Here is a 20,509-nt window from a genome sequence, read left to right as displayed (position 1 = left end):
GACAGGCGGCAGATGATACCCGCAGTGCCCGGGCGGCGCCTCCTGCAGCGCGGGATCGCTGTCCGTGGAAGTCACCTCTGCTCGTAATGCCGCGTCGGAAACCGCGCCGGCTCCCGACGCAGGCCGCTGTCGGGGTCAGAAGACCCCTCCCACAACACCTCGGCTCGCGACTGCGCTTCCGGAGGCGGCAAAAGAAACGGCGCCCGCAGGCGCCGTTTCCGGGGAGAGCCGAGGTCGTTCAGACCTTCTTTTCGACGTAGATGGCGCGGAAATCGTTGACGTTGGTCAGCGTCGGGCCGGTCACGATGAGGTCGTCGATGCCGAGGAAGAAACCGTAGGCGTCGTGCTGGTCCAGCATCGTGCGGGCGTCGATGCCGGCGGCGCGGGCACGGGCCAGCGTGTCGTCGGTGACGATGGCGCCGGCGTTGTCCTCGCTGCCGTCGATGCCGTCGGTGTCGCCCGACACCGCGTGGATGCCTTTCATGCCGTCCAGCGCGATCGCCAGCGACAGCAGGAATTCCGAGTTGCGGCCGCCGCGCGGCTTCTGACCCGGCTTGATCTGGCCCAGCGTGACCGTGGTTTCACCGCCCGACAGCAGCACGCAGGGCGGCTGCACCGGCGTGCCGTTGATCGCACACGCCTTGGCAATGCCGGCCAGCACCTTGCCGGCGTCACTCGATTCGCCTTCGATCATGTCACCCAGCACCAGCGGCGTGACGCCATGCGCACGTGCCACTTCGGCGGCCGCCAGCAGCGACGCCTGGGCAGTGGAAATGACCCGGGTTTCGCAGCGCGCCAGACGCGGGTCGTCGGCCTTCGGCGTTTCCGATTCAGGCTTCGCCAGCCAGGCCATGACGGCCGCCGGCACTTCGATGTTGTAGCGACGGATGATGGCCAGCGCGTCCTCGCGCGTGGTGGTGTCCGGCACCGTCGGGCCGGAGGCGACCACCGCCGGGTCGTCGCCCGGCACGTCGGAAATGACCAGCGTAAACACGCGGGCCGGGTAGGCGGCCTGCGCCAGCCGACCGCCCTTCATCGACGACAGGTGCTTGCGCACGCAATTCATTTCCTGGATGGCAGCACCGCTGGCCAGCAGTGCGCGGTTAACGGCCTGCTTGTCTTCCAGCGTCAGGCCTTCGGCCGGTGCAGACAGCAGCGCCGAGCCACCGCCGGAGATCAGGGCGATCACCAGGTCGTCCTCGCTCAGGCCCTGCACCTTGTCGAGAATGCGCTTCGCCGCCTGCTGACCGGCCGCATCAGGCACCGGGTGCGACGCCTCGACCACCTCGATGCGCTGGCACGGTGCGCCGTGACCGTAGCGGGTCACGACCAGCCCTGACAGGTCGCCCGACCAGTTCTTCTCGACCGCCAGCGCCATCGACGCCGCGGCCTTGCCGGCGCCGACGACGATGGTGCGGCCCTTGGGCGGCGGCGGCAGATTGGCCGGCACGCACAGGTCGGGATTGGCAGCGTCAAACGCCGCCTGGAACAGCTTGTTCAGGAAATCTTTCGGTTCGGGGGTACTCACGGCAACTCCGTCTGGTCTGTTCGTTTGCGGGGGATGTGTGGTCTGCGTGTATGTGCATGAACCGCGCAGCGCTGCCGGGTGATGGCCGCCCGCATATCCGGCTGTCGCGGGGTGGGCGCCAGCATGGGATGATGTGCAATTCTAGCGTGCGCCGGCCTTATATTTGCGCGCACTTATAATCAATACCTCTTATCCAAGTCATCACACGCCATGGGTCATCGACTATCCAAGATTGCCACCCGCACCGGCGACGGCGGCGAAACCGGCCTCGGCGACGGCACCCGGGTTTCCAAATCCAGTGCGCGGATACACGCGCTGGGCGACGTCGACGAACTGAACAGCGCGATCGGCGTGCTGCTGTGCGAAGACATGCCGACCGATCTGTCGGCGCTGCTGACCGAAATCCAGCACGACCTGTTCGACCTCGGCGGCGAACTGGCCATCCCCGGCTATCACCTGATCAAGACCGAACAGGTGGCGCGCCTCGATGCCGAACTGGAACGCCTGAACGCCGAGCTGACGCCGTTGAAGGAGTTCATCCTGCCCGGCGGCACCCGCGCGGCGGCGCACGCCCACCTCGCCCGCACCATCTGCCGTCGCGCCGAACGCGCGGTGATCGCCGCGGCCGCCGAAGGCAAGGTGTCGGAGGCGAGCAGGCAGTATCTGAACCGTCTGTCCGACCTGCTGTTCGTGCTTGGCCGCACCTACAACCGGCTGGCCGGCTGCGGTGACGTGCTGTGGCAGCGCGGTCGCGCCCACGACGGCGGGACGGACTGAAAGGAAGGCCGGGCACGCCCGCAGCCGAACACTGTCCGTGACGCACAGCTTGTCTCCCGACGCGCCGATCGGCGTATTCGACTCCGGCCTTGGCGGCCTGTCGGTGCTGCGCCACGCGCGCGCAGCGCTGCCGGCCGAGGATTTCCTGTACGTCGCCGATTCCGGCTTCGCCCCCTATGGCGAGCGCAGCACCGAGTGGATACGCGCGCGCAGCGCGGTGCTGGGCGAGTTCCTGCTCGACCATGGCGCCAAGGCGCTGCTGATCGCCTGCAACACGGCCACCGCGGCGGCCGCGCAGGCGCTGCGCGAGCGCTGGCCGGCACTGCCCATCATCGGCATGGAACCGGCGGTCAAACCGGCGGTGGCGGCGACGAAGACCGGCACGGTCGGCGTGCTGGCCACAACCGGCACACTGGCCAGCAGTCGTTTCGCAGCACTGCTCGACACCTTCGGCCGCGACATCCACGTGGTGACCCGGCCCGGCAGCGGTCTGGTCGAGGCAGTCGAGCGCGGCGACTTCGACACGCCGGCCACGCGTGCGCTGGTGGCCTCGCACGTCGAACCGCTGATCGCCGAGGGCGCCGACGTGATCGTGCTCGGCTGCACCCATTACCCCTTTCTGCGCCCACTGATCGAACAGGCGGCCGGACCCTCGGTGCGCGTGATCGACACCGGAGATGCGGTCGCCCGCCAGCTCGCACGCGCGCTCGGCCGGGCCGGCCTGTTGCGCAGCGGCCATCACGGCGGAGAACGTTTCTGGAGCAGCGCGCCGCCGACGCAACGCAGCGCCGCGCTGCAGCGCCTGTGGCGGCAGGACGCGACGGTCGAGCCGCTGACCGGCTGATCAGCGCAGGATGAGGACGGTGACGACCACCCAGCCTGCCATCGCGACGATCAGGTGGGCATCGCGAAACAGGTCGTGCGACGGATCGCCGCCGCCGCCCTGCCGATGCAGCAGATAGAGGTAGCGGAACAGGCCGTACAGCACGAAAGGCAGGGTGTAGATCAGGTCGCCGGTGCCGTGGGTGCGCACGGTGTCCTCGTCCACCGTGTAGAGCGCGTAGGCCACTACGGCGCAGGCGCCACTGATGGTGATGAACTGGTCGAGCAGCGCGGCCGAGTACTGGTCCAGCACCTTGCGGTGGGCGCCACCGCCCTCCTCCATCAGCATCATTTCGGCGCGCCGCTTGGCGAAGCCCAGGAAAAGCGTCAGCAGCAGACCGCACATCAGCAGCCAGTTCGACGGCGGAATGCCGAGGCCGGTGGTGCCGGCCAGCAGGCGCAGCATGAAGCCGGCGCTGATCAGGAACACGTCGAGCACGACGACGCGTTTCAGGCCGTAGCTGTAGCCGAGGTTGAGCAGCCCGTAGATGCACAGCAGCCACACCAGCATGTCGCCGACCTGCCAGGCCACCACGAGCGAACTGGCGGACAGCGCCCCCATCAGCAGCACCGCCACCGACGGCGACAGCGCGCCTGACGCCAGCGGACGCCGCCGCTTGACCGGGTGCAGCCGGTCCTGCGCAACGTCGCGGAAGTCGTTCAGCGCGTAGACGGCACTGGACATCAGGCAGAAGGCGACGAAGGCCAGCAGCGCGGCCTGCACCATGGCGGCCTGATGCCAGGCGTGTCCGAACAGCAGGCCGAAGAACACGAAGCCGTTCTTCACCCACTGCTTCGGACGCATCAGCTGCAGGGCGGCGACGATCATCGCGGTCTCAGTTGAAGTAGCGTTCCTCGAAATAGCAGCCGCAGTCCGGCAGCCACTTCGGTATTGCGTACCAGAGGCGGCGCGCCGGCTCCAGCACGCCTGCATGGTAGGCCGCGTAGTCGAAACCGTGGCCGCGGATGCGCCAGAAGGTGGCGCCGCGCACCTGCAGCGTGTCCTCGCTCACTTCGCGGAAATAGGGCGTGTAGTCGGCGAGGTCCGGCTTCTCCTTGCTCAGGATCAGGATGTCGCGGCCGGCCAGCGCGCGGAAGTCGGTCAGCACGTCATCGTGCCGCGCATGGCTGGACGCCGGGCCGAACACCGGCCAGTAGCGGCCGTGGTTGTAGCCCAGCGTGACCGAGGGCGAATAGCCGTCGGTCATCAGCACGTAGCGCTCGACGTCGCTGCCCAGCGCGGCGATCACCTCGTCCGCCTTCACCGTCTGCACGACGCCGGCGTACTTGCGCGGCCCCAGCCGCTGCGCCCAGCTATCGACCGGCTGCGTCGCCACCGCGACCACACCGGCCACATGCAGCAGCGCCAGTACCGCGGTGATGTTGCGGGTACGACGCAGCACGCCGTCGGGCACCGCACGCGCATACATCAGGAAGGCCAGCGGCACGAAGGAGAACACCCAGTGCAGGCCGATGGTCTTGACCAGCGACAGCAGACCGAACACCGCCAGCGGCACGACCACCAGCGCCGGCAGCGCGGCCTGGCGCATCCAGGCGCCGGGCGCACGCAGCAGGCGCCACGCCACCATGGGCGTCAGCAGCCACAGCATCATGCCGGCGTACAGCAGCGGCGTCTTCCACGACAGCCCGGCACCGCCGTGTCGATTGAACACGTTGAACATGACGTTGGCCCAGCAGTGCTGGCTGTTCCACCACGCGTTGTACAGCCCCGCCGGCAGCGCGCACAGCACGAGCAGCGCCAGCCCCTTCCACTTCCACGCCGCGGGGCGCCACAGCGCCCACACAATGTAGGCCAGTCCGAGCAGCACGGCGAAGTACTTGGACAGGAAGGCGCCGCCGAGCAGCAGACCGGCCAGTGCGAAAGCCGGCATCGACCGTGTGCGCTGCGCGTGCAGGAACACCAGCGCCGAGGCAACGCTGAAATACACCAGCGGGATGTCGGTCGTGATCAGCACGTCGAGCACGCTGGCCGGCGCCAGCAGCATCAGCGTCGCCGCGCCCCAGCGTGTGGCGGCGGCATCGTCGCGCAGGAAGGCGAGCAGCATGAAGGACAGCAGCGCCGGCTGCAGGATGGCCGGCAGACGCAGCCACCACTCGGCTTCCGACACCGATATCAGCGCCGCCAGCCACCAGCCCACCATGGGCGGATGGTCGTAGAAGCCGCCAGCCGGAATCTTGCCCCACCAGTAGAAGTAGGCTTCGTCGCCGGTGAAGGGCAGCACCGCGCCGAGCCAGCCGCGGAAAACCAGCGTCAGCAGCAGGCTGATGAAATAGAAACGGCGCCAGCTGGAAGCCGGCGCCGTAGCGAACAGCGTATTCACCGATCAGTCGCGGTCGGCCAGCGCACGGCGACGCGCGCGCACGGCTTCGGCCAGGATGTCGAGCAGTTCAACGCTCTTTTCCCAGCCCAGGCAGGCGTCGGTGATGCTCATGCCGTATTCCGGCTCCTTGCCGGCGACCAGATCCTGACGGCCTTCCTTCAGATGCGATTCGACCATGACGCCGAAGATGCGGTCCTCGCCGCAGGCCATCTGCGCCGCGACGTCGCGCGCGACGTCCATCTGCAGCGCGCACTGCTTGCGGCTGTTGGCGTGCGAGAAGTCGATCATCACCTTCGCCGGCACGCCGGCGGCGGCCAGTTCGCGGCACACCTTCTCGACCGCCTCGGCGTCGTAGTTGGGCTCCTTGCCGCCGCGCAGGATGACGTGGCAGTCCTCGTTGCCGGCGGTCGACACGATGGCCGAGTGGCCGGCCTTCGTCACCGACAGGAACACGTGCGGCGACTGTGCCGACTTGATCGCGTCGGAGGCGATGCGCACATTGCCGTCGGTGCCGTTCTTGAAGCCGACCGGGCAGGACAGGCCGGACGCCAGTTCGCGGTGCACCTGGCTCTCCGTCGTGCGCGCGCCGATGGCGCCCCAGGCCACGAGGTCGGCCGTGTACTGCGGCGTGATGGTGTCGAGGAATTCGGTGCCGGCCGGCAGGCCCTGCTCGTTCACTTCCAGCAGGATGCGGCGCGCCAGGCGCAGGCCGTCGTTGATCTTGAAGCTGTTGTCCAGATAGGGGTCGTTGATCAGCCCCTTCCAGCCCACCGTGGTCCGCGGCTTCTCGAAATAGACGCGCATGACGATTTCGAGGTCGGCCGAAAGACGCTCGCGCTGCGCTTTCAGCAGCTTCGCGTATTCCATGCCGGCCTTGTAGTCGTGGATCGAGCAGGGGCCGATCACCACCAGCAGGCGGTCGTCGGCGCCGCGCAGGATGCGATGGATGGCCTGGCGCGCGGCAAACGTCGTTTCGGACGCCACATCGCTGGCCGGCAGTTCGCGCAGCACGTGCGCGGGCGGCAGAAGTTCGCGGATTTCCTTGATGCGGACGTCGTCGGTGATCTTGTGCATGGGAGCGTTCATGGCTACGTTGTTCGGTACCGCGCCGGCAGGTGTGCCGTTGCAAAGCGGTGGATTCTAACCCGGCGCGGGGTTTCCTTCGTTCAGGCGGATGCTGACCGGCTCAGTTGCGGCGCTCGCGCCACAGCAGGTGGACCGCAAAATAGCCGATCACCGAGGCGCTGCAGGCCATGATGAACAGCCCGGTCACCAGTGGCAGGCCGGCCGCGCTGAGCCAGATCCAGAAACCTTCGAGCCAGCCGGTCGCCAGCTCGCCGATCTTTTCCGCACTCTGTTCGATCTGCGACGACTCGCTGACCGATGCCGGCTTGGCCAGCACGAAGCTGCCCAGTTCGTAGGCCGCCCAGTAGATCGGCGGGAAGGTGAACGGATTGGTGATCAGCGTGCAGCCGGCGCTGATCGCGACGTGCGCACGCAGGAAGAGCGCAGTGGCGATGGCGAACAGGAACTGGGCGAACGGAATCATCAGCCCGAAGAACAGGCCGATCGACACCGCCTTCGCGACGCTGTGGCGGTTGGCGTGCCACAGACTGTCGTCGCGCAGGTGATGGGCGAACGGCGCGACGACGCGCGAGGAGAGGATCTGCTCGCGCGTCGGGAACCAGCGTCTCAACCAGGTAAGCATGCTGCTGCGACTGACCGTCAGGCCGTGCCTCCAACGGTCAGTCCGTCGATGCGCAGCGTCGGCTGACCGACGCCGACCGGCACGCTCTGCCCTTCCTTGCCGCAGGTGCCGACGCCGCTGTCCAGCGCCATGTCGTTGCCGATCATCGACACGCGGGTCAGCGCGTCCGGGCCGTTACCGATCAGCGTCGCACCCTTGACCGGGTAGGTCACGCGCCCGTTCTCGATCATGTACACCTCGGCGCCCGAGAACACGAACTTGCCGCTGGTGATGTCGACCTGGCCGCCGCCGAAATTGACCGCATACAGGCCCTTCTTGACCGAGCGGATGATCTCTTCCGGCTCGCGGTCGCCGTTCAGCATGTAGGTGTTGGTCATGCGCGGCATCGGCAGATGGGCGAAGCTTTCGCGGCGGCCGTTGCCGGTCGGCGCCACGCCCATCAGGCGGGCGTTCAGGCTGTCCTGCATGTAGCCGACCAGGATGCCGTCCTCGATCAGCGTGGTGCAGCGGGTCGGGTTGCCTTCGTCGTCCACGGTCAGCGAGCCGCGGCGGTTCGGCAGCGTGCCATCGTCGACCACGGTGACGCCGCGCGACGCGACCTGCTGGCCGATGCGGCCGGCGAAAGCGGAACTGCCCTTGCGGTTGAAATCGCCTTCCAGACCGTGGCCGATCGCCTCGTGCAGCAGGATGCCGGGCCAGCCCGGGCCGAGCACCACGCTCATCGTGCCGGCCGGCGCCGGGCGGGCGTCGAGATTGACGCGTGCCTGATGCACCGCCTTCGCCGCGTAGTCGCGCAGCACCGCATCAGTGAAATAGCCGTAGTCGAAACGGCCACCGCCGCCACTGGAGCCCTGCTCGCGGCGATCGCCGTCCTGCATGATGACGGTGACCGACACCCGCACCAGCGGACGCACGTCGGCGGCCATGTGGCCGTCGCTGCGCATCACCATCACCACCTCGTGCGTGCCGGCGATGTGTGCCATCACCTGGGTGACGCGACTGTCCTCGGCGCGGGCGTAGCTTTCGAGCCGTTCGAGCAGCTTCACCTTGTCGGTGTCACTGAGCGAGGCGTGCGGATTGCGCGACGAATACAGCGGCACCGGCGAGGCCGAGGTCACCGTGCGTGCGCTCAGGCTCTGCCCCTGCGAGGCGATCGCGCGTGTCGCGCGGGCCGCCGCTTCGAGCGCCGGCAGGCTGATCTCGTCGGAATAGGCGAAGGCCGTCTTCTCGCCCTGGATTGCGCGTACGCCGACGCCCTGTTCGATGTTGAAGCTGCCGGACTTGACGATGCCCTCTTCCAGGCTCCAGGCCTCGCTGCACTGGTGCTGGAAGTAGAGATCGGCGTAGTCGATGCGATGGCCGCCAAGCAGCCCGAACACGCGGTCGAGTTCGCCGCGGTCGAGATCGAAGGGGGCGAGCAGCGTGGCACGCGCGGTGCCCATCAGGTCGGCGCCGGTGAGCGCCATCGGTTCGCGGGTCTTGACGGTGGAGCCGGTGGTCATGAATGCATCAGTCCTGGTTCAGTTGCGCGCCGGACGCCCCAGGCGTTCGGCGATGGCGTCCTCTTCCTGGCGCGGGAAGAAGTACTTGTACATCGATTTCTCTTCCTTCAGATCACGCCAGCGGCCACCCAGTTCATCGACGCGGCTGCGATACAGCTCGCGCGTCAGCCGCAGCAGGATGGCCGGCGCGCCGACGCGCTTGCACATGCGCTCCTCGGCGGCCGGAACGAAGTCGAGATATTTCTCGTAGAAGGCGCGGTGGCGCGGGTTCACCTCGATCAGCACATCGTCGCAGTCCTGGATGCGGAAGGCGTAGATGCACATCAGGTGGAACAGCGTGCCCATCAGCCGCTTCGAGCGCACCGACTGCTCGACCGCGAACTTGCCGAACTCGCACACCTTGCGACCTTCGTCGCGCAGGGCGTGCATCACGTCCGGATAGGTCTCGTCGGCCGACAGGCCGGTGTCGGAGTCGAGATTGACCGTGATGGTGCCGTAGATGTGGCCGTCGAACTCGGCTACAAGGGTGATGCGGTTGGGCGCCTCGTCGATCTGCTTCTTCGTGTGATAGCCGCGCCACGAGTACATCTTCTCGATCAGCAGGCTGGTGCCTTCGCGCTTCTCGTTGTCGCTGCTCAGCAGGCGCACGCGGAACTTGTCCTTCTGCTGCGCCATTTCGCGCGTACCGGGAATGTCCTCCTGCTCGATGCACATCGAGCGCAGCCGTTCGACGTCCATGACCGTCACTTCCGCAAGCGTGTGCGGAAATTTCGACGGATTGCGAGTGGTTTGGTCATTCATTCGAGGAGACCTCAGCAAGCGATGCGCCGGTGGCCCAAGGCTGGAAGATTCTGCCTTATTTCAACAAGATAGTCCGAATCCAGATCACCTACGACCACGCCCGGGCCGCGCGCCAGGCGATTGATCACATTGCCCCACGGGTCGATCAGCATCGAGTCACCCCAGGTGCGCCGGCCGGACGGGTGCATGCCGCCCTGCGCCGCCGCCAGTACGTAGCACTGGTTCTCCACCGCGCGGGCGCGCAGCAGCAGTTCCCAGTGCGCCCGACCGGTGGTTTCGGTGAAGGCGGCACCGAGCACCAGCAGCTTCATGTCGCCCAGCGCGCGGAAATACTCCGGAAAGCGCAGGTCGTAGCAGATCGACAGCCCGACCCGGCCGAAAGGGGTCTCGATCGATACCGGCTGATGGCCGGCTTCGATCGTCCGCGCCTCGTCGTAGTTCTCGGCGCCACGGGTGAAGGCGAACAGATGGACCTTGTCGTAACGGGCCACCTGGCTCCCGTCCGGACCGTAGGCCAGGCAGGTATTGCGGACCTTGTTCGCGGCATCCGCCACCAGCGGCACCGAGCCGCCGATCAGCCAGATGCCGTGCCGGCGCGCGCAGTCGGACAGGAAACGCTGGATCGGGCCTTCGCCCTCTGATTCGCGTATGCCTATCTTGTCCGCCTCGTCGCCGGAAATCAGCGGAAAGTACTCCGGCAGCGCCACCAGCTGCGCGCCCTGACGGGCCGCCTCGGCAATCCAGTGCCCCGCTTCCCGCAGGTTGTCCGCCACCACCGGGCCGGACACCATCTGCACGGCAGCAACGCGGGTCTTGGTCGTAGTGTTCATGACGCACCTTTCAATCGGATGACAGGCTCATTCGGCCGCCGGCGCCGTCGACAGCTTGGCCACCAGCGGATCCTCCCATGAACCGGTGACCGCGTAGCGGAAGGAGAAGATCTGCCCGAGCGGGTCCTTCAGTACCTTCTGCGCCAGATAGGTCGCCACACCGACCGCCGGATTGGCGATCAGCGCGCCGACCGACACGCTGTCGCTCAGCGCCGGCTGGACGTTCACCGTCAGGTTCTGGGTTTCGGCGGCGATGTTGGCACTGCCACTGATCTGCACGCGCGCGGCCGGCCCGGCCAGTTCGAGATTGTCGGTGTTCATGATGCCACGCTCGACCGCCACCGTTCCTTCGATGCGATCGAAGGCGAAACCCTCGCTGAACACGTCGCGGAAGTCCAGCGTGATGCGCCGCGGCAGCGACTGCAGGCTGAGAATGCCGAGCAGGCGACCGGCGCCCGGATTGATCTTGCTGAACTGGCCGTTGCTCGCCTTCAGCTCGAACGATCCGGACAGCGACGGGTAATCGATCGACAGCGGACTGCCCTGCCAGCGCAGCATGCCCTTCATGCCGGCAGTACCGCGGCGCAGCGCGCCGGCATGACCGAGGCGATCGAGCAGCTTGCCGGCGTCCTCGCTGTCGATGACGAAATCGAGCCGGGTCTCGCGCGTTGCGCGCAAGCCGGCCAGCGCGCGCCCCCATGCACCGCTGGCGACGAAACTGCCCTCGGGCATGGTCAGCGCCAGCCGGTTGATCAGCCAGGCGCGGCGCTCGTTGCTGGCCTGCAGCTCGAGCCGGCCCAGGTTGCGCCCGTCGAGTACGAAGCGCTCGGCCTCGATGTCCAGCGCCGGCAATTCGTCCAGTTCCTCGTCCGGCTCGACGCTGCTGACCTGGGCGCCCGCCTCATTCTCCGTGTCGATGCGTAGCTGCTCGAAACGCGCCTTCACCTGACCCTTGCCCTGTTCGCTCCAACTCACGCGGCCGCGTGCCTGGGTGCTGGCAAGGTCGATATCCCACACCTCGCCGCGCCGCGTCGCGTCGATCTTCACCGCCTCCAGCCAGTGCCCGGACAGACGCAGATTCTTCGCGTCGAGCTTCACCCTCGACACCGGCAGAGCGTCGGCCGCCGGCGCACCTGGCTGCGCGGGCGCGGCAAAGGCACGGCGCAGCGCATCGAGATCGACCGTTTCGGTGGTCAGGGCCAGCGCCAGCCCCTGATCGGGCAAGGCGGGCATCTGTGGCAGACCGACCGCACCTCGATCCAGCACCCAGCCACCCGGCGTCGAGCGGCGGACGATATCGGCGCTGCCCATCCGGCCCGCGTCGATCCGCAGCAGTTCGCGCTCGGCACCCAGTGCAGGCAGGCCTCGACGTGCCGCTTCGCGCGCGTCGAGACTGCCGATGCGCTCGACCTTCAGCGCCAGCGCTTCGCCCGCGGCCTTGCCGAACGGGGCCGGAAGGGTCGAGGCGATCTGTGACAGATCGGCCTCCAGCGTCATGTCGCTGCCGTTGCGACGCACACCCAGCCGCGCCTGCCAGCCGGCGACGCCGGACAGCGCCGCCATCCACGGCTGGCCGAACTGGGCGCGCAGCGCCTCCATCGAGGCGCGGCCGCGCACGTCTACATTGACCGTGCCACCGCCGCCGGTGCCGACATCCAGTGTCATCGGAAAGCCGAGCACGCTGGCCTGGGCGCTGCGGATAGACAGGGTGCTGTCGGTGAAGGCCACCTTGCCTGACGCGTCGGTCAGCGGCGGCAGCGTGCTGTCCAGTACGAGCTTGTTGGCGGTGAAGCTGTACTCGCCCTCGACCTTGGTGTCCTTCGAATGGCGCAGCGGGATGGTGAGTGCGATTGCCAGCTTGCCGTTGCCCTCGGCGCGCATGGTCGAGGTGAAGCCGTCGATGCGTTCGGCCACCGGGCTGGCGTCGATGTAGCGCAGGAAATCGGCGGTCGCACCGCTGGTCGAGCCCTTCACCAGCAGCAGCTCCTCGGCCGCGTCGAGATCGGGAATCTCGGCCGTGGTCGGGCCCAGCTTCGTGTTCATGATGCGGCCGTCGCGCGAAGTGATGAGCATGCGCGGCCCCTCGAACAGCACATCGGCGCGCAGGCCGGTCAGCGGCGGCCAACTCGGGCCGAAGTCGACGGTCACGTCCTCGGCCTTCACCTTCACCTGGAAGATGCCCGGCTGGCCACGGTCGAACGGGAAATCGTCGAGCCGGCCGCGCAGCTTCAGCGTCGCCTCCGGCGCGCGCCCCGCGGTCAGCGCAGTGCGCAGCCAGTCGCGCGTATCGGGACCGATGTCCAGCGGCAGATAGCGCCACACCGCCCGCGCATCGCCGTCGAGCAGTTTGGCTTCGATGTCGATCTCGCCGGCCGTGTTGCCCGCCGTGCGGTAGCGCCCACGCGCCTGACCCTGCACGTCGTCGTTGCGGAAGGCGAGCGATTCGATCACCACCTCGGTTTCGCCGTCGCTGCGCGCCCAGCCGGCGCGTGCCTTGAACTGCGAGAACGGAATTTCCGGCTGCGGGAACACCGCCGGCAGGTCGAGCACCAGCTCCGGCGCGTCGATCTGCACGCTGCCGCGCACGTCGCTGCCCTCGATGCGACCGCTCAGCCCGCTGACCCCGGGCAGTGCGCCGTCGGCGCGCAGACCGACGCGCTCCAGTCGCGCGCTGACGCGGAAGGCGGTCGGCGCCGACAGCGGGCCAGTCCAGCCGCCGTCGAGTTCATGCACGACGCCCTGTGCCGCGTGGCGCTGCAGCCGGTCGCGCACCGGGTCGGGCAGCGGAAGGTAGGCCGACAGCCGGGTCAGCGCGTCGAGATCGAGCGCACTGGCCGACAGCTCGCCACGCTCCACTTCGCTGCCGGCCGCCGCCTGCCAGCGCAGATCGATGCTGGTCGGCTGCACACGCAGCCCGCCTCGGGTCGCCAGCTGCAGCTGACGGGCCGAGGCGACGACGCGCTCTTGGCTCAGTTGTTCGGCGCTGACGCGGCCGGACAGGCTGACCAGGTCGAGCAGCGGCAGTTCGGGCGCCAGGCGTAAGCGGACGTCGGCCAGCGCCAGTTCGCCCGTCACCTCGGCCAGCCGGGCGCCGTCGAAACGCGTCCAGGCGCGCGCCGCACCGCGCCCCTGCGACAGTTCGAGCGGGTAATCGACCCAGGTCTGCCAGACGGCCATGTCGGCGCCTTCGAGCGACACGAACAGTTCGCCCGACGCGCTGCGCCAGTCCTCGCGGTCGGGCAGCGTCACGTCGCCGCGGATGTCCAGTCGCTGTGCCAGCTCGCTCGGCGGCCGCGCCGACAGGCCGAAGCGGTGGTCGCGCCCGGAATTGTCGAGGCGGAAATCGACCTGGGTGAGCTGCAGCGGCGGCGCGGTTTCGCGCAGCGCGTCGTCCCATTCCAGCCGCGCGCCGCGGATATTGATCTGGCCCTGCGACAGCAGCCAGCGCATGAAGCCACCCCGCTCGCCGTCCTGCCTTATTTCCAGACCGGCGACGAAGAAGCGGCCGTCGGCCTCGCGTCGTATCCAGAGGTCGGGGCCGTTGATGTCGAGCCGGTGCAGATGCAGTTCGCCGCGCACCAGCGACGAAAAACCGAGCGCCGCTTCGACCTGTTCCAGCCGCAGCGCCGGCTGGCCGGCTTCGTCGAGCAGGGTCAGGCCGCGCAGCGATAGCTGCGGGTGCAGGCCGCTCCAGTCGGCACTCAGGCTGTCGATGCGCACCTGGCGCTGCAGTGCGTCGCCGAGCGCCTGTTCGATGCGCGCGCGGTGCTGGTCCACCTCGGGCAGCACCCAGTGGCGAGCGACCAGCACGATGCAGGCGACGACGACGTAGGCGACCAGCGCCGCGTCGAACAGCCGCCCGGCGATACGGCGCCACATGGGGCGGGCCGCTGCCGCGCGGACGGTGGCGACCGCGGCGGCGAGTTCAGCGTGGGCGGAGTCGGACAAGATTTGCGGGCAGTCAAACCGGCGATGACTGCATTTATGGAACGATGCGGGAGTTTACCCGCAACGCAGGCGCTGTCGCGCTTTGTAAGGCCATGCTTACATGCCGGCCCGCACCGCGGTTTTTTGCATAATCGCCATCTTCATACGAGAAAGCCTGACATGGACGCCCCCGCCGCCATCGCCCACGCCCGCCGCCACAGCCGCTACCTCGCCCGCCTGTTGGACGCGCGGCCGGCGCTGGAAGAGGCGCTGGGCAGCACGCTGCAGGCCCAGATCAGCGCGGCCCTGCTCGGCGAATGGCTGACGCAGACGCCGTTCGGACACGGTGACGAGGCGGCGCTGAAATCGGCGCTGCGCCGGCTGCGCGCCCGCACCATGGCCCACCTGATCGTGCGCGATCTGGCGGGTCTGGCCGATCTGGACGAGGTGACCGAGGGCATGACACTGCTGGCCGAACAGACGGTGCGGGTGGCGGTCGATCAGGCGCGCGCCGCGCTGGTCGAGCGCTTCGGCGAACCGCGCGGCGAGTCGGACCACGCCGTGCAGCCCTTCATCTGCATCGGCATGGGCAAGCTGGGCGGGCGCGAGCTGAACGTCAGTTCCGACGTCGATTTCATCTTCGTCTATCCGGAATCGGGCGAAACCGACGGCGAAACGCCGACCGGGCCGGGCAAGCGCATCGACAACTTCGACTTTTTCACCCGGCTCGGCCGCAAGGTGATCGAACTGCTGGCCGACGTGACCGCCGACGGCTTCGTGTTCCGCGTGGACATGCGGCTGCGCCCGAACGGCGACTCCGGCCCGCTGGCCTGCAGCTTCGACATGCTGGAGAACTACTTCGTCACGCAAGGCCGCGAATGGGAGCGCTACGCCTGGATCAAGGCGCGCGCGCTGACCGGCGGCGTCAATGACGAACTGGAATCGTTGCGCAAGCCCTTCGTGTTCCGCAAATACCTCGATTTCGGCGCGATCAACGCGATGCGCGACCTGCACGCGCAGATCCGCCGCGAGGTGGCGCGCCGCGACATGGCGGACAACATCAAGCTCGGTCCGGGTGGCATCCGCGAGATCGAATTCATCGCCCAGGTGTTCCAGCTCATCCGCGGCGGCCGCGAGAGCGCGCTGCAGATCCGGCCGACGCAGAAGGTGCTTGACCGGCTGGCGATGCGCGGCGTGCTGGGCGAGGACGCGGTCGAACAGCTGCAGTCCGCCTACGTCTTCCTGCGCCGGCTCGAACACCGCCTGCAGTACGTCGAGGACGCGCAGACACACAAGCTGCCGGCCAGCGCCGAGGACCAGGCGCTGGTCGCCTCGGCCATGGGCTTCGGCGATTACGCCGCGCTGCTGGACGAACTGGACCACCACCGCGGCCACGTGAGCCGCCATTTCGACGCCGTATTCGGCGCGCAGGAGAGCTCGACGCCGACGCCGCGTGCCGTCTGGCAGGACATCGGTCAGGACAGCGCGCCGTGCGATGACTGCCACAGCGCGCTCGACGGCATGGGCTTCGACGACACCGAACAACTGGCGCGCCGCCTGTCCGCCTTCAAGTCGGGCAGCCGCTACCGCCAGTTGCCCGACAGCTCGCGCACCCGCGTCGACGCGCTGGTACCCAAGCTGCTCGAAGCCTGCCGCGACACGCCGCAGCCCACGGCCACCGCGCTGCGCGGCCTCGACCTGCTGGAAACCATCAGCCGGCGGGCTGCCTATCTGGCGCTGCTGGCCGAGTTTCCACAGGCGCTGAGCCAGGTGGCGCGGCTGATCGGCGCGTCGAGCTGGGCGGCGAACTATCTGGTGCGCCATCCCATCCTGCTCGACGAACTGCTGGACGCCCGCCTGCTCACCGCCGAACCCGACTGGCCGGCCTTCGAGCAGGCGCTGCGCCAGCAACTGGACGAGCTGGGCGACGACACCGAGCGGCAGATGGACACCATGCGCGACGCCCACCACGCCCAGGTGTTCCGGCTGCTGGCGCGCGACCTGGCGGGCGAGCTGTCGGTCGAGCGCCTGTCCGACCACCTCTCGGCGCTGGCCGACGTCATGCTGCGCATCACGCTGGACATGTGTTGGCGCAAGCTCACCCGTCGCCACTGCGACACGCCGCGCTTCGCGGTCATCGCCTACGGCAAGCTGGGCGGCAAGGAGCTGGGCTACGCCTCCGACCTCGACGTCATCTTCCTGTTCGACGACCCGCACGAGTCGGCGCCTGAAACCTATGCGCGACTGGCGCAGCGCATGCTCACCTGGCTGTCCAGCCATACCAGCGCCGGCATCCTGTTCGAAACCGACACCCGGCTGCGGCCGAATGGCGAGTCCGGCCTGCTGGTCAGTTCGATCGAGGCCTTCCGCGACTATCAGCAGAAGTCGGCCTGGGTGTGGGAGCACCAGGCGCTGACGCGCGCCCGCTTCTGCGCCGGCGACGCCGCGGTCGGCGAGCAGTTCGAGGCGATCCGCCGCGACCTGCTGACGCAGCCGCGCGACGTCGCCGCGCTGCGCCGCGAAGTGCTGGACATGCGGCAGAAGATGATGGACGGCCACGCCAACAAGTCCGAACTGTTCGACATCAAGCACGACGCCGGCGGTCTGATCGACCTCGAGTTCGCCGTGCAGTACATGGTGCTGGCCCATTCGGGTGCGCATCCTGAGCTGACCGGCAACCTCGGCAATATCGCGCTGCTGCGCATCGCCTCGGAGGTCGGCCTGCTGCCCGCGCTCGACGCGGTCGCCGCCGGCAACGCCTACCGCCGCCTGCGCCACCTGCAGCACGGCCTGCGGCTGAACGATGCGCCGAAAGCCCGGGTGCCGAAGGACGAGGTGGTGGCCGAGCGCACGGCCATCCGTGCCATTTGGTCGCGCCTGTTCGACGACGCGTCGAACTCCGACGCAGTCGAACGACTCTGACACACAGACCCGATATGGAGAGTCGCATGTACACGCTGACCCTGCGCCGCAGCCTGCTGCTCGCCGGCCTCGCCCTGACGCTCGGCGGCTGCGTCACTGCGCCGCCGCTTCCGCCGGCGCCGACCACCGACGAAATCGTGCAGATGTCGAAGGACGGCATCCCGCCGGCGGAAATCATCCAGCGCCTGGAGGAGAGCCGCGCGCTCTACCCGCTCAAGGCCTCTCAGCTGGCGAAGCTGCGCGAGGACGGCGTGTCGGACGAGGTGATCGACTACATGCAGCAGACGCTGATCGAGACCGAGCGCATGCGCGAGGCGATGCGCGAACGCGACCGCATGTGGATGTACGGCTACCCCTACTACCCCGCCTACCCCTGGGGCTACTGGCGGCGGCCTTACCGCTAGCCGATCGCGCGCCCGCACCGCCCAACAAAAGAAAATTGAGTGATATCTATAGAACTAAATATCACTTTTTTGAATAAGCATTGCTGACTAGACTGCGCGCTCCCTGAGATATCGAGCGACGCGCAGTGAAGATCCGCCACATCGACACCCGGCCCACCGAGGTCGGACAAGCCCACGAAGCACTCGGCCTGCCGCCGGTCGAGCAGGTGATCGACCGCGCGCAGGCGCACCCGCTGGCCACCGTCGCCAGCTGGTTCATGGGCTTCACGCTGTTCGGCCTGGCCGCCATCCTGCTCGCGCGCGGCCTGCCTCTGGGCGACCCGTCGGCGGCACTGGACATCGTCATCGGCGTCGTCACCTCGGACGAATTCCTGAAGGCGGCCGCCGTCGGCTTCATCGCGCAGAGCATCGACGGCGCGCTCGGCATGGCTTACGGCATTTCCGCCACCACCTTCCTGCTCGGCACCGGCGCCTCGCCCGCGGTGGCCAGTGCCAGTGTTCACATCGCCGAAATCTTCACCACCGGCCTGTCCGGCCTGTCGCATCTGCGGCTGGGCAATGTGGACCGCAAGCTGATGCTCAAACTGCTGATACCGGGCGTGATCGGCGGCGTGCTCGGTGCGCTGGTGGTGACGAAATTCGACGGCGCTGCGCTCAAGCCGTGGATTTCCGGCTATCTGCTGGTGATGGGCATCTACGTGCTGGCCAAGGCGTGGCGCCATCGGCGCAAGCCGGCACAGGAGCCGAAGCACGTCGCCAAGCTGGCGCTTTTCGGCGGTTTCGTCGATGCCGCCGGCGGCGGCGGCTGGGGACCGGTGGTCACGACCAGCCTGGTCGGCGCCGGTCAGGACCCGCGCCGCACCATCGGTTCGGTGAATTTCGCCGAGTTCTTCATCGCCATCGCCAGCGCCGGCGCCTTCGTCATCTTCATCGACGCCGCCCCGTGGGCCACCGTGGCCGGCCTGGTCGCCGGCGGCATGTTCGCCGCACCGCTGGCCGCCTTCCTGTGCCGTGCGCTGCCGGCGCGTGCGCTGCTGGTGCTGGTCGGTACGCTGATCAGCGGTCTCAGTGCCTACAACCTGATGAAGGCGCTGGGCTGAGCGCAGCCGGGGACGAACGAAGCGACAGGTATACTTGAGCGCTGATCTCCGGACACCGCGCATGACCCGTTACGCCAACACCGCCGCCTACCGCTTCGTCCGCCTCGACGACCGCGAAGCGCTGCGCACACGCATCCACGACGCGGCGCAGTCACGCCAGCTGCTCGGCACCGTGCTGCTGGCCAGCGAAGGCATCAACATCTTCCTCGCCGGCCGCGAAGCCGATCTGCGCGACTTCTTCGCCAACCTCGGGCAGGACCCTCGCTTCGCCGCGCTCGACGTGAAGTGGAGCAGTTCGGACACGCTGCCCTTCAAGCGGCTGCGCGTGCGGCTGAAGAAGGAAATCGTCACCGTCGGTGCGCCGGACTTCGACCCGACCGAGACGCCAGCGCCCTATCTGCCGCCGGCCGAACTGAAGCGCTGGTACGACGAAGGGCGGCCCTTCGTCATCATCGACACACGCAACCGCTGGGAAGTCGAGCAGGGCAGCTTCGACAATGCGCTTGATCCGGGCGTCGACAGCTTCGGTCAGTTCCCGGCCGCGCTCGAACAGTACGCCGACCTGAAGGACACACCCATCGTCACCTTCTGTACCGGCGGCATCCGCTGCGAAAAGGCCGCGCCCCTGATGAAGAAGGCCGGTTTCAACAAGGTGTGGCAGCTCGAAGGCGGCATCCTGCGCTATTTCGAGGAAGTGGGCGGCGCCCACTGGCACGGCAACTGCGTCGTGTTCGACGACCGCGGCGCACTGAAGCCCGATCTGAGCCCGGCCGGCTGAGTCCGCGCCGGGTCAGGCGGCCGCGCCGCCGCGCAGCTTCTTCACACCCAGCACCACGGCCAGCGTGATCGCGCCGGCGACGACGCCGGTCAGTGCGTCGGCGACGAAGGGCAGCAGCACGCCCCACACCGAACCCACTGCCTCCGACAGATGATGTATCCGGTCGTGCAGCGCCGGAATGCCGTGTGTCAGGATGCCACCGCCAACCAGGAACATGGCGGCGGTGCCGGCCACCGACAAAGCCTTCATCAACCACGGCGCCAGCGCGAGGATGCCGCGACCGAGCGCACGCGTCGCGCCGGAGGCGGTGCGGCTCAGGTAGAGACCGGCGTCGTCCAGCTTGACGATGCCCGCCACCAGTCCGTACACGCCGACCGTCATGATGGCGGCAATGCCCGCCAGCACGGCGACCTGGGTGCCGAAAGGCGCATCGGCCACGGTGCCCAGCGTGATGGCAATGATTTCGGCCGACAGGATGAAATCGGTGCGGATGGCGCCCTTCACCTTTTCCTTCTCCAGCGCGACCAGATCGATCTGTTCGTCGGCCAGTGCCTTCAGGTGCTCGGCGCGGTGCGCGGCGTCTTCGTCGGCGCCGTGCAGGAATCTGTGCGCCAGCTTCTCGACGCCTTCGTAACAGAGGAAGAGCCCGCCCATCATCAGCAGCGGCGTCACCGCCGCCGGCACGAAGGCGCTGATGGCCAGCGCCGCTGGCACGAGGATGAGCTTGTTGCGCACCGAACCCATGGCCACCGCCCACACCACCGGCAGTTCGCGGTCGGCCTTGACGCCGGCCACCTGCTGCGCGTTCAGCGCGAGGTCGTCGCCGAGCACGCCGGCCGTCTTCTTGGCGGCGACCTTGGTCAGGACGGACACGTCGTCCAGTACGCTGGCGATGTCGTCGATCAGTGCGAGAAGGCTGGCTCCGGCCATGGCGAAATCCTGTGAGTGTTGTCGGGGTCGATCCGCACGGCATGGATCGCGCGGCGGATGCTACCGGAAGTCGGTGAT

Annotated in this window: 16 protein-coding genes; 6 read left to right on the top strand and 10 right to left on the bottom strand. The window is 68.0% G+C overall.

Translation table 11 applies throughout. The features are described 5' to 3' along the window. Nucleotides 1–238: 238 nt before the first annotated feature. Nucleotides 239–1,528 (bottom strand): glycerate kinase type-2 family protein, encoded by a 1,290-nt coding sequence (locus IV112_RS05995; RefSeq protein WP_020165646.1) that lies wholly within the window; start codon nucleotides 1,526–1,528, stop codon nucleotides 239–241. Between the two features lie 210 nt (nucleotides 1,529–1,738). Here IV112_RS05995 and IV112_RS05990 point away from each other — a divergent pair, with 210 nt between their 5' ends. After that, nucleotides 1,739–2,305: a cob(I)yrinic acid a,c-diamide adenosyltransferase gene (locus IV112_RS05990; RefSeq protein WP_304001840.1), complete on the top strand. Its 567-nt coding sequence runs from the start codon at nucleotides 1,739–1,741 to the stop codon at nucleotides 2,303–2,305. Between the two features lie 37 nt (nucleotides 2,306–2,342). After that, on the top strand, nucleotides 2,343–3,149 hold the full coding sequence (gene murI / locus IV112_RS05985) for a glutamate racemase (protein ID WP_304001838.1): 807 nt from the start codon (nucleotides 2,343–2,345) through the stop codon (nucleotides 3,147–3,149). Here the strand turns inward: murI and IV112_RS05980 are convergent, their stop codons facing one another. The 8 genes from IV112_RS05980 to IV112_RS05945 all read right to left on the bottom strand — a co-directional run bounded on the left by IV112_RS05980 (nucleotide 3,150) and on the right by IV112_RS05945 (nucleotide 14,249). Further along, complete coding sequence (locus IV112_RS05980; protein ID WP_304001836.1) at nucleotides 3,150–4,016, bottom strand: decaprenyl-phosphate phosphoribosyltransferase; 867 nt, start codon at nucleotides 4,014–4,016, stop codon at nucleotides 3,150–3,152. It lies immediately after the preceding gene. Between the two features lie 7 nt (nucleotides 4,017–4,023). After that, a complete protein-coding gene (locus tag IV112_RS05975) occupies nucleotides 4,024–5,529 on the bottom strand; it encodes an ArnT family glycosyltransferase (protein WP_304001834.1) in 1,506 nt (501 codons plus the stop codon). A 3-nt stretch (nucleotides 5,530–5,532) separates the two neighbouring features. Beyond that, nucleotides 5,533–6,603 carry a 3-deoxy-7-phosphoheptulonate synthase AroG gene (gene aroG / locus IV112_RS05970; RefSeq protein ID WP_020165651.1) on the bottom strand — a complete coding sequence of 357 codons (1,071 nt, stop codon included), beginning with the start codon at nucleotides 6,601–6,603 and terminating at the stop codon, nucleotides 5,533–5,535. A 112-nt stretch (nucleotides 6,604–6,715) separates the two neighbouring features. Next, nucleotides 6,716–7,237, bottom strand: a complete 522-nt coding sequence (locus tag IV112_RS05965) for a DUF2062 domain-containing protein (protein ID WP_304001831.1) — start codon at nucleotides 7,235–7,237, stop codon at nucleotides 6,716–6,718. 17 nt (nucleotides 7,238–7,254) lie between these two features. Next, complete coding sequence (gene tldD, locus IV112_RS05960; RefSeq protein WP_425763073.1) at nucleotides 7,255–8,739, bottom strand: metalloprotease TldD; 1,485 nt, start codon at nucleotides 8,737–8,739, stop codon at nucleotides 7,255–7,257. 18 nt (nucleotides 8,740–8,757) lie between these two features. Then, a complete protein-coding gene (locus IV112_RS05955) occupies nucleotides 8,758–9,540 on the bottom strand; it encodes a GNAT family N-acetyltransferase (protein ID WP_020165654.1) in 783 nt (260 codons plus the stop codon). 11 nt (nucleotides 9,541–9,551) lie between these two features. Continuing rightward, the gene (locus tag IV112_RS05950) at nucleotides 9,552–10,370 is read right to left on the bottom strand and encodes a carbon-nitrogen hydrolase family protein (RefSeq protein ID WP_304001828.1); all 819 of its coding nucleotides are present in this window, start codon (nucleotides 10,368–10,370) and stop codon (nucleotides 9,552–9,554) included. 27 nt (nucleotides 10,371–10,397) lie between these two features. After that, nucleotides 10,398–14,249 (bottom strand): YhdP family protein, encoded by a 3,852-nt coding sequence (locus IV112_RS05945; protein WP_304001825.1) that lies wholly within the window; start codon nucleotides 14,247–14,249, stop codon nucleotides 10,398–10,400. Nucleotides 14,250–14,477: 228 nt separating this feature from the next. Here IV112_RS05945 and glnE point away from each other — a divergent pair, with 228 nt between their 5' ends. The 4 genes from glnE to trhO all read left to right on the top strand — a co-directional run bounded on the left by glnE (nucleotide 14,478) and on the right by trhO (nucleotide 19,501). Continuing rightward, entirely contained in the window at nucleotides 14,478–17,219 is a 2,742-nt protein-coding gene (gene glnE / locus IV112_RS05940; protein WP_304001822.1) for a bifunctional [glutamate--ammonia ligase]-adenylyl-L-tyrosine phosphorylase/[glutamate--ammonia-ligase] adenylyltransferase, read from the top strand. Between the two features lie 26 nt (nucleotides 17,220–17,245). After that, nucleotides 17,246–17,623 carry a hypothetical protein gene (locus tag IV112_RS05935; RefSeq protein ID WP_304001819.1) on the top strand — a complete coding sequence of 126 codons (378 nt, stop codon included), beginning with the start codon at nucleotides 17,246–17,248 and terminating at the stop codon, nucleotides 17,621–17,623. Nucleotides 17,624–17,748: 125 nt separating this feature from the next. Further along, nucleotides 17,749–18,723, top strand: a complete 975-nt coding sequence (locus tag IV112_RS05930) for a sulfite exporter TauE/SafE family protein (RefSeq protein ID WP_304001817.1) — start codon at nucleotides 17,749–17,751, stop codon at nucleotides 18,721–18,723. A 61-nt stretch (nucleotides 18,724–18,784) separates the two neighbouring features. After that, the gene (trhO, locus tag IV112_RS05925) at nucleotides 18,785–19,501 is read left to right on the top strand and encodes an oxygen-dependent tRNA uridine(34) hydroxylase TrhO (RefSeq protein ID WP_304001814.1); all 717 of its coding nucleotides are present in this window, start codon (nucleotides 18,785–18,787) and stop codon (nucleotides 19,499–19,501) included. 12 nt (nucleotides 19,502–19,513) lie between these two features. Here trhO and IV112_RS05920 read toward each other — a convergent pair whose 3' ends face one another. Next, nucleotides 19,514–20,431, bottom strand: a complete 918-nt coding sequence (locus IV112_RS05920) for a DUF808 domain-containing protein (protein WP_304001812.1) — start codon at nucleotides 20,429–20,431, stop codon at nucleotides 19,514–19,516. Nucleotides 20,432–20,509: the final 78 nt, after the last annotated feature.

Source organism: Methyloversatilis discipulorum (genome assembly GCF_018780585.1).
Lineage (GTDB): Bacteria > Pseudomonadota > Gammaproteobacteria > Burkholderiales > Rhodocyclaceae > Methyloversatilis > Methyloversatilis discipulorum_B.
The sequence above is the reverse complement of the archived record's forward strand: the minus strand, read 5'-3'. Positions and strand labels throughout refer to the sequence as shown.

Bases quoted from the DNA above. Each gene is read 5' to 3' on its own strand.
- IV112_RS05990 (WP_304001840.1), top strand. From the start codon at position 1,739: ATGGGTCATCGACTATCCAAGATTGCCACCCGCACCGGCGACGGCGGC.
- IV112_RS05980 (WP_304001836.1), bottom strand. From the start codon at position 4,016: ATGATCGTCGCCGCCCTGCAGCTGATGCGTCCGAAGCAGTGGGTGAAG.
- aroG (WP_020165651.1), bottom strand. From the start codon at position 6,603: ATGCACAAGATCACCGACGACGTCCGCATCAAGGAAATCCGCGAACTT.
- IV112_RS05965 (WP_304001831.1), bottom strand. From the start codon at position 7,237: ATGCTTACCTGGTTGAGACGCTGGTTCCCGACGCGCGAGCAGATCCTC.
- tldD (WP_425763073.1), bottom strand. From the start codon at position 8,739: ATGACCACCGGCTCCACCGTCAAGACCCGCGAACCGATGGCGCTCACC.
- IV112_RS05955 (WP_020165654.1), bottom strand. From the start codon at position 9,540: ATGAATGACCAAACCACTCGCAATCCGTCGAAATTTCCGCACACGCTT.
- IV112_RS05950 (WP_304001828.1), bottom strand. From the start codon at position 10,370: ATGAACACTACGACCAAGACCCGCGTTGCTGCCGTGCAGATGGTGTCC.
- IV112_RS05945 (WP_304001825.1), bottom strand. From the start codon at position 14,249: ATGTGGCGCCGTATCGCCGGGCGGCTGTTCGACGCGGCGCTGGTCGCC.
- glnE (WP_304001822.1), top strand. From the start codon at position 14,478: ATGGACGCCCCCGCCGCCATCGCCCACGCCCGCCGCCACAGCCGCTAC.
- IV112_RS05935 (WP_304001819.1), top strand. From the start codon at position 17,246: ATGTACACGCTGACCCTGCGCCGCAGCCTGCTGCTCGCCGGCCTCGCC.
- trhO (WP_304001814.1), top strand. From the start codon at position 18,785: ATGACCCGTTACGCCAACACCGCCGCCTACCGCTTCGTCCGCCTCGAC.
- IV112_RS05920 (WP_304001812.1), bottom strand. From the start codon at position 20,431: ATGGCCGGAGCCAGCCTTCTCGCACTGATCGACGACATCGCCAGCGTA.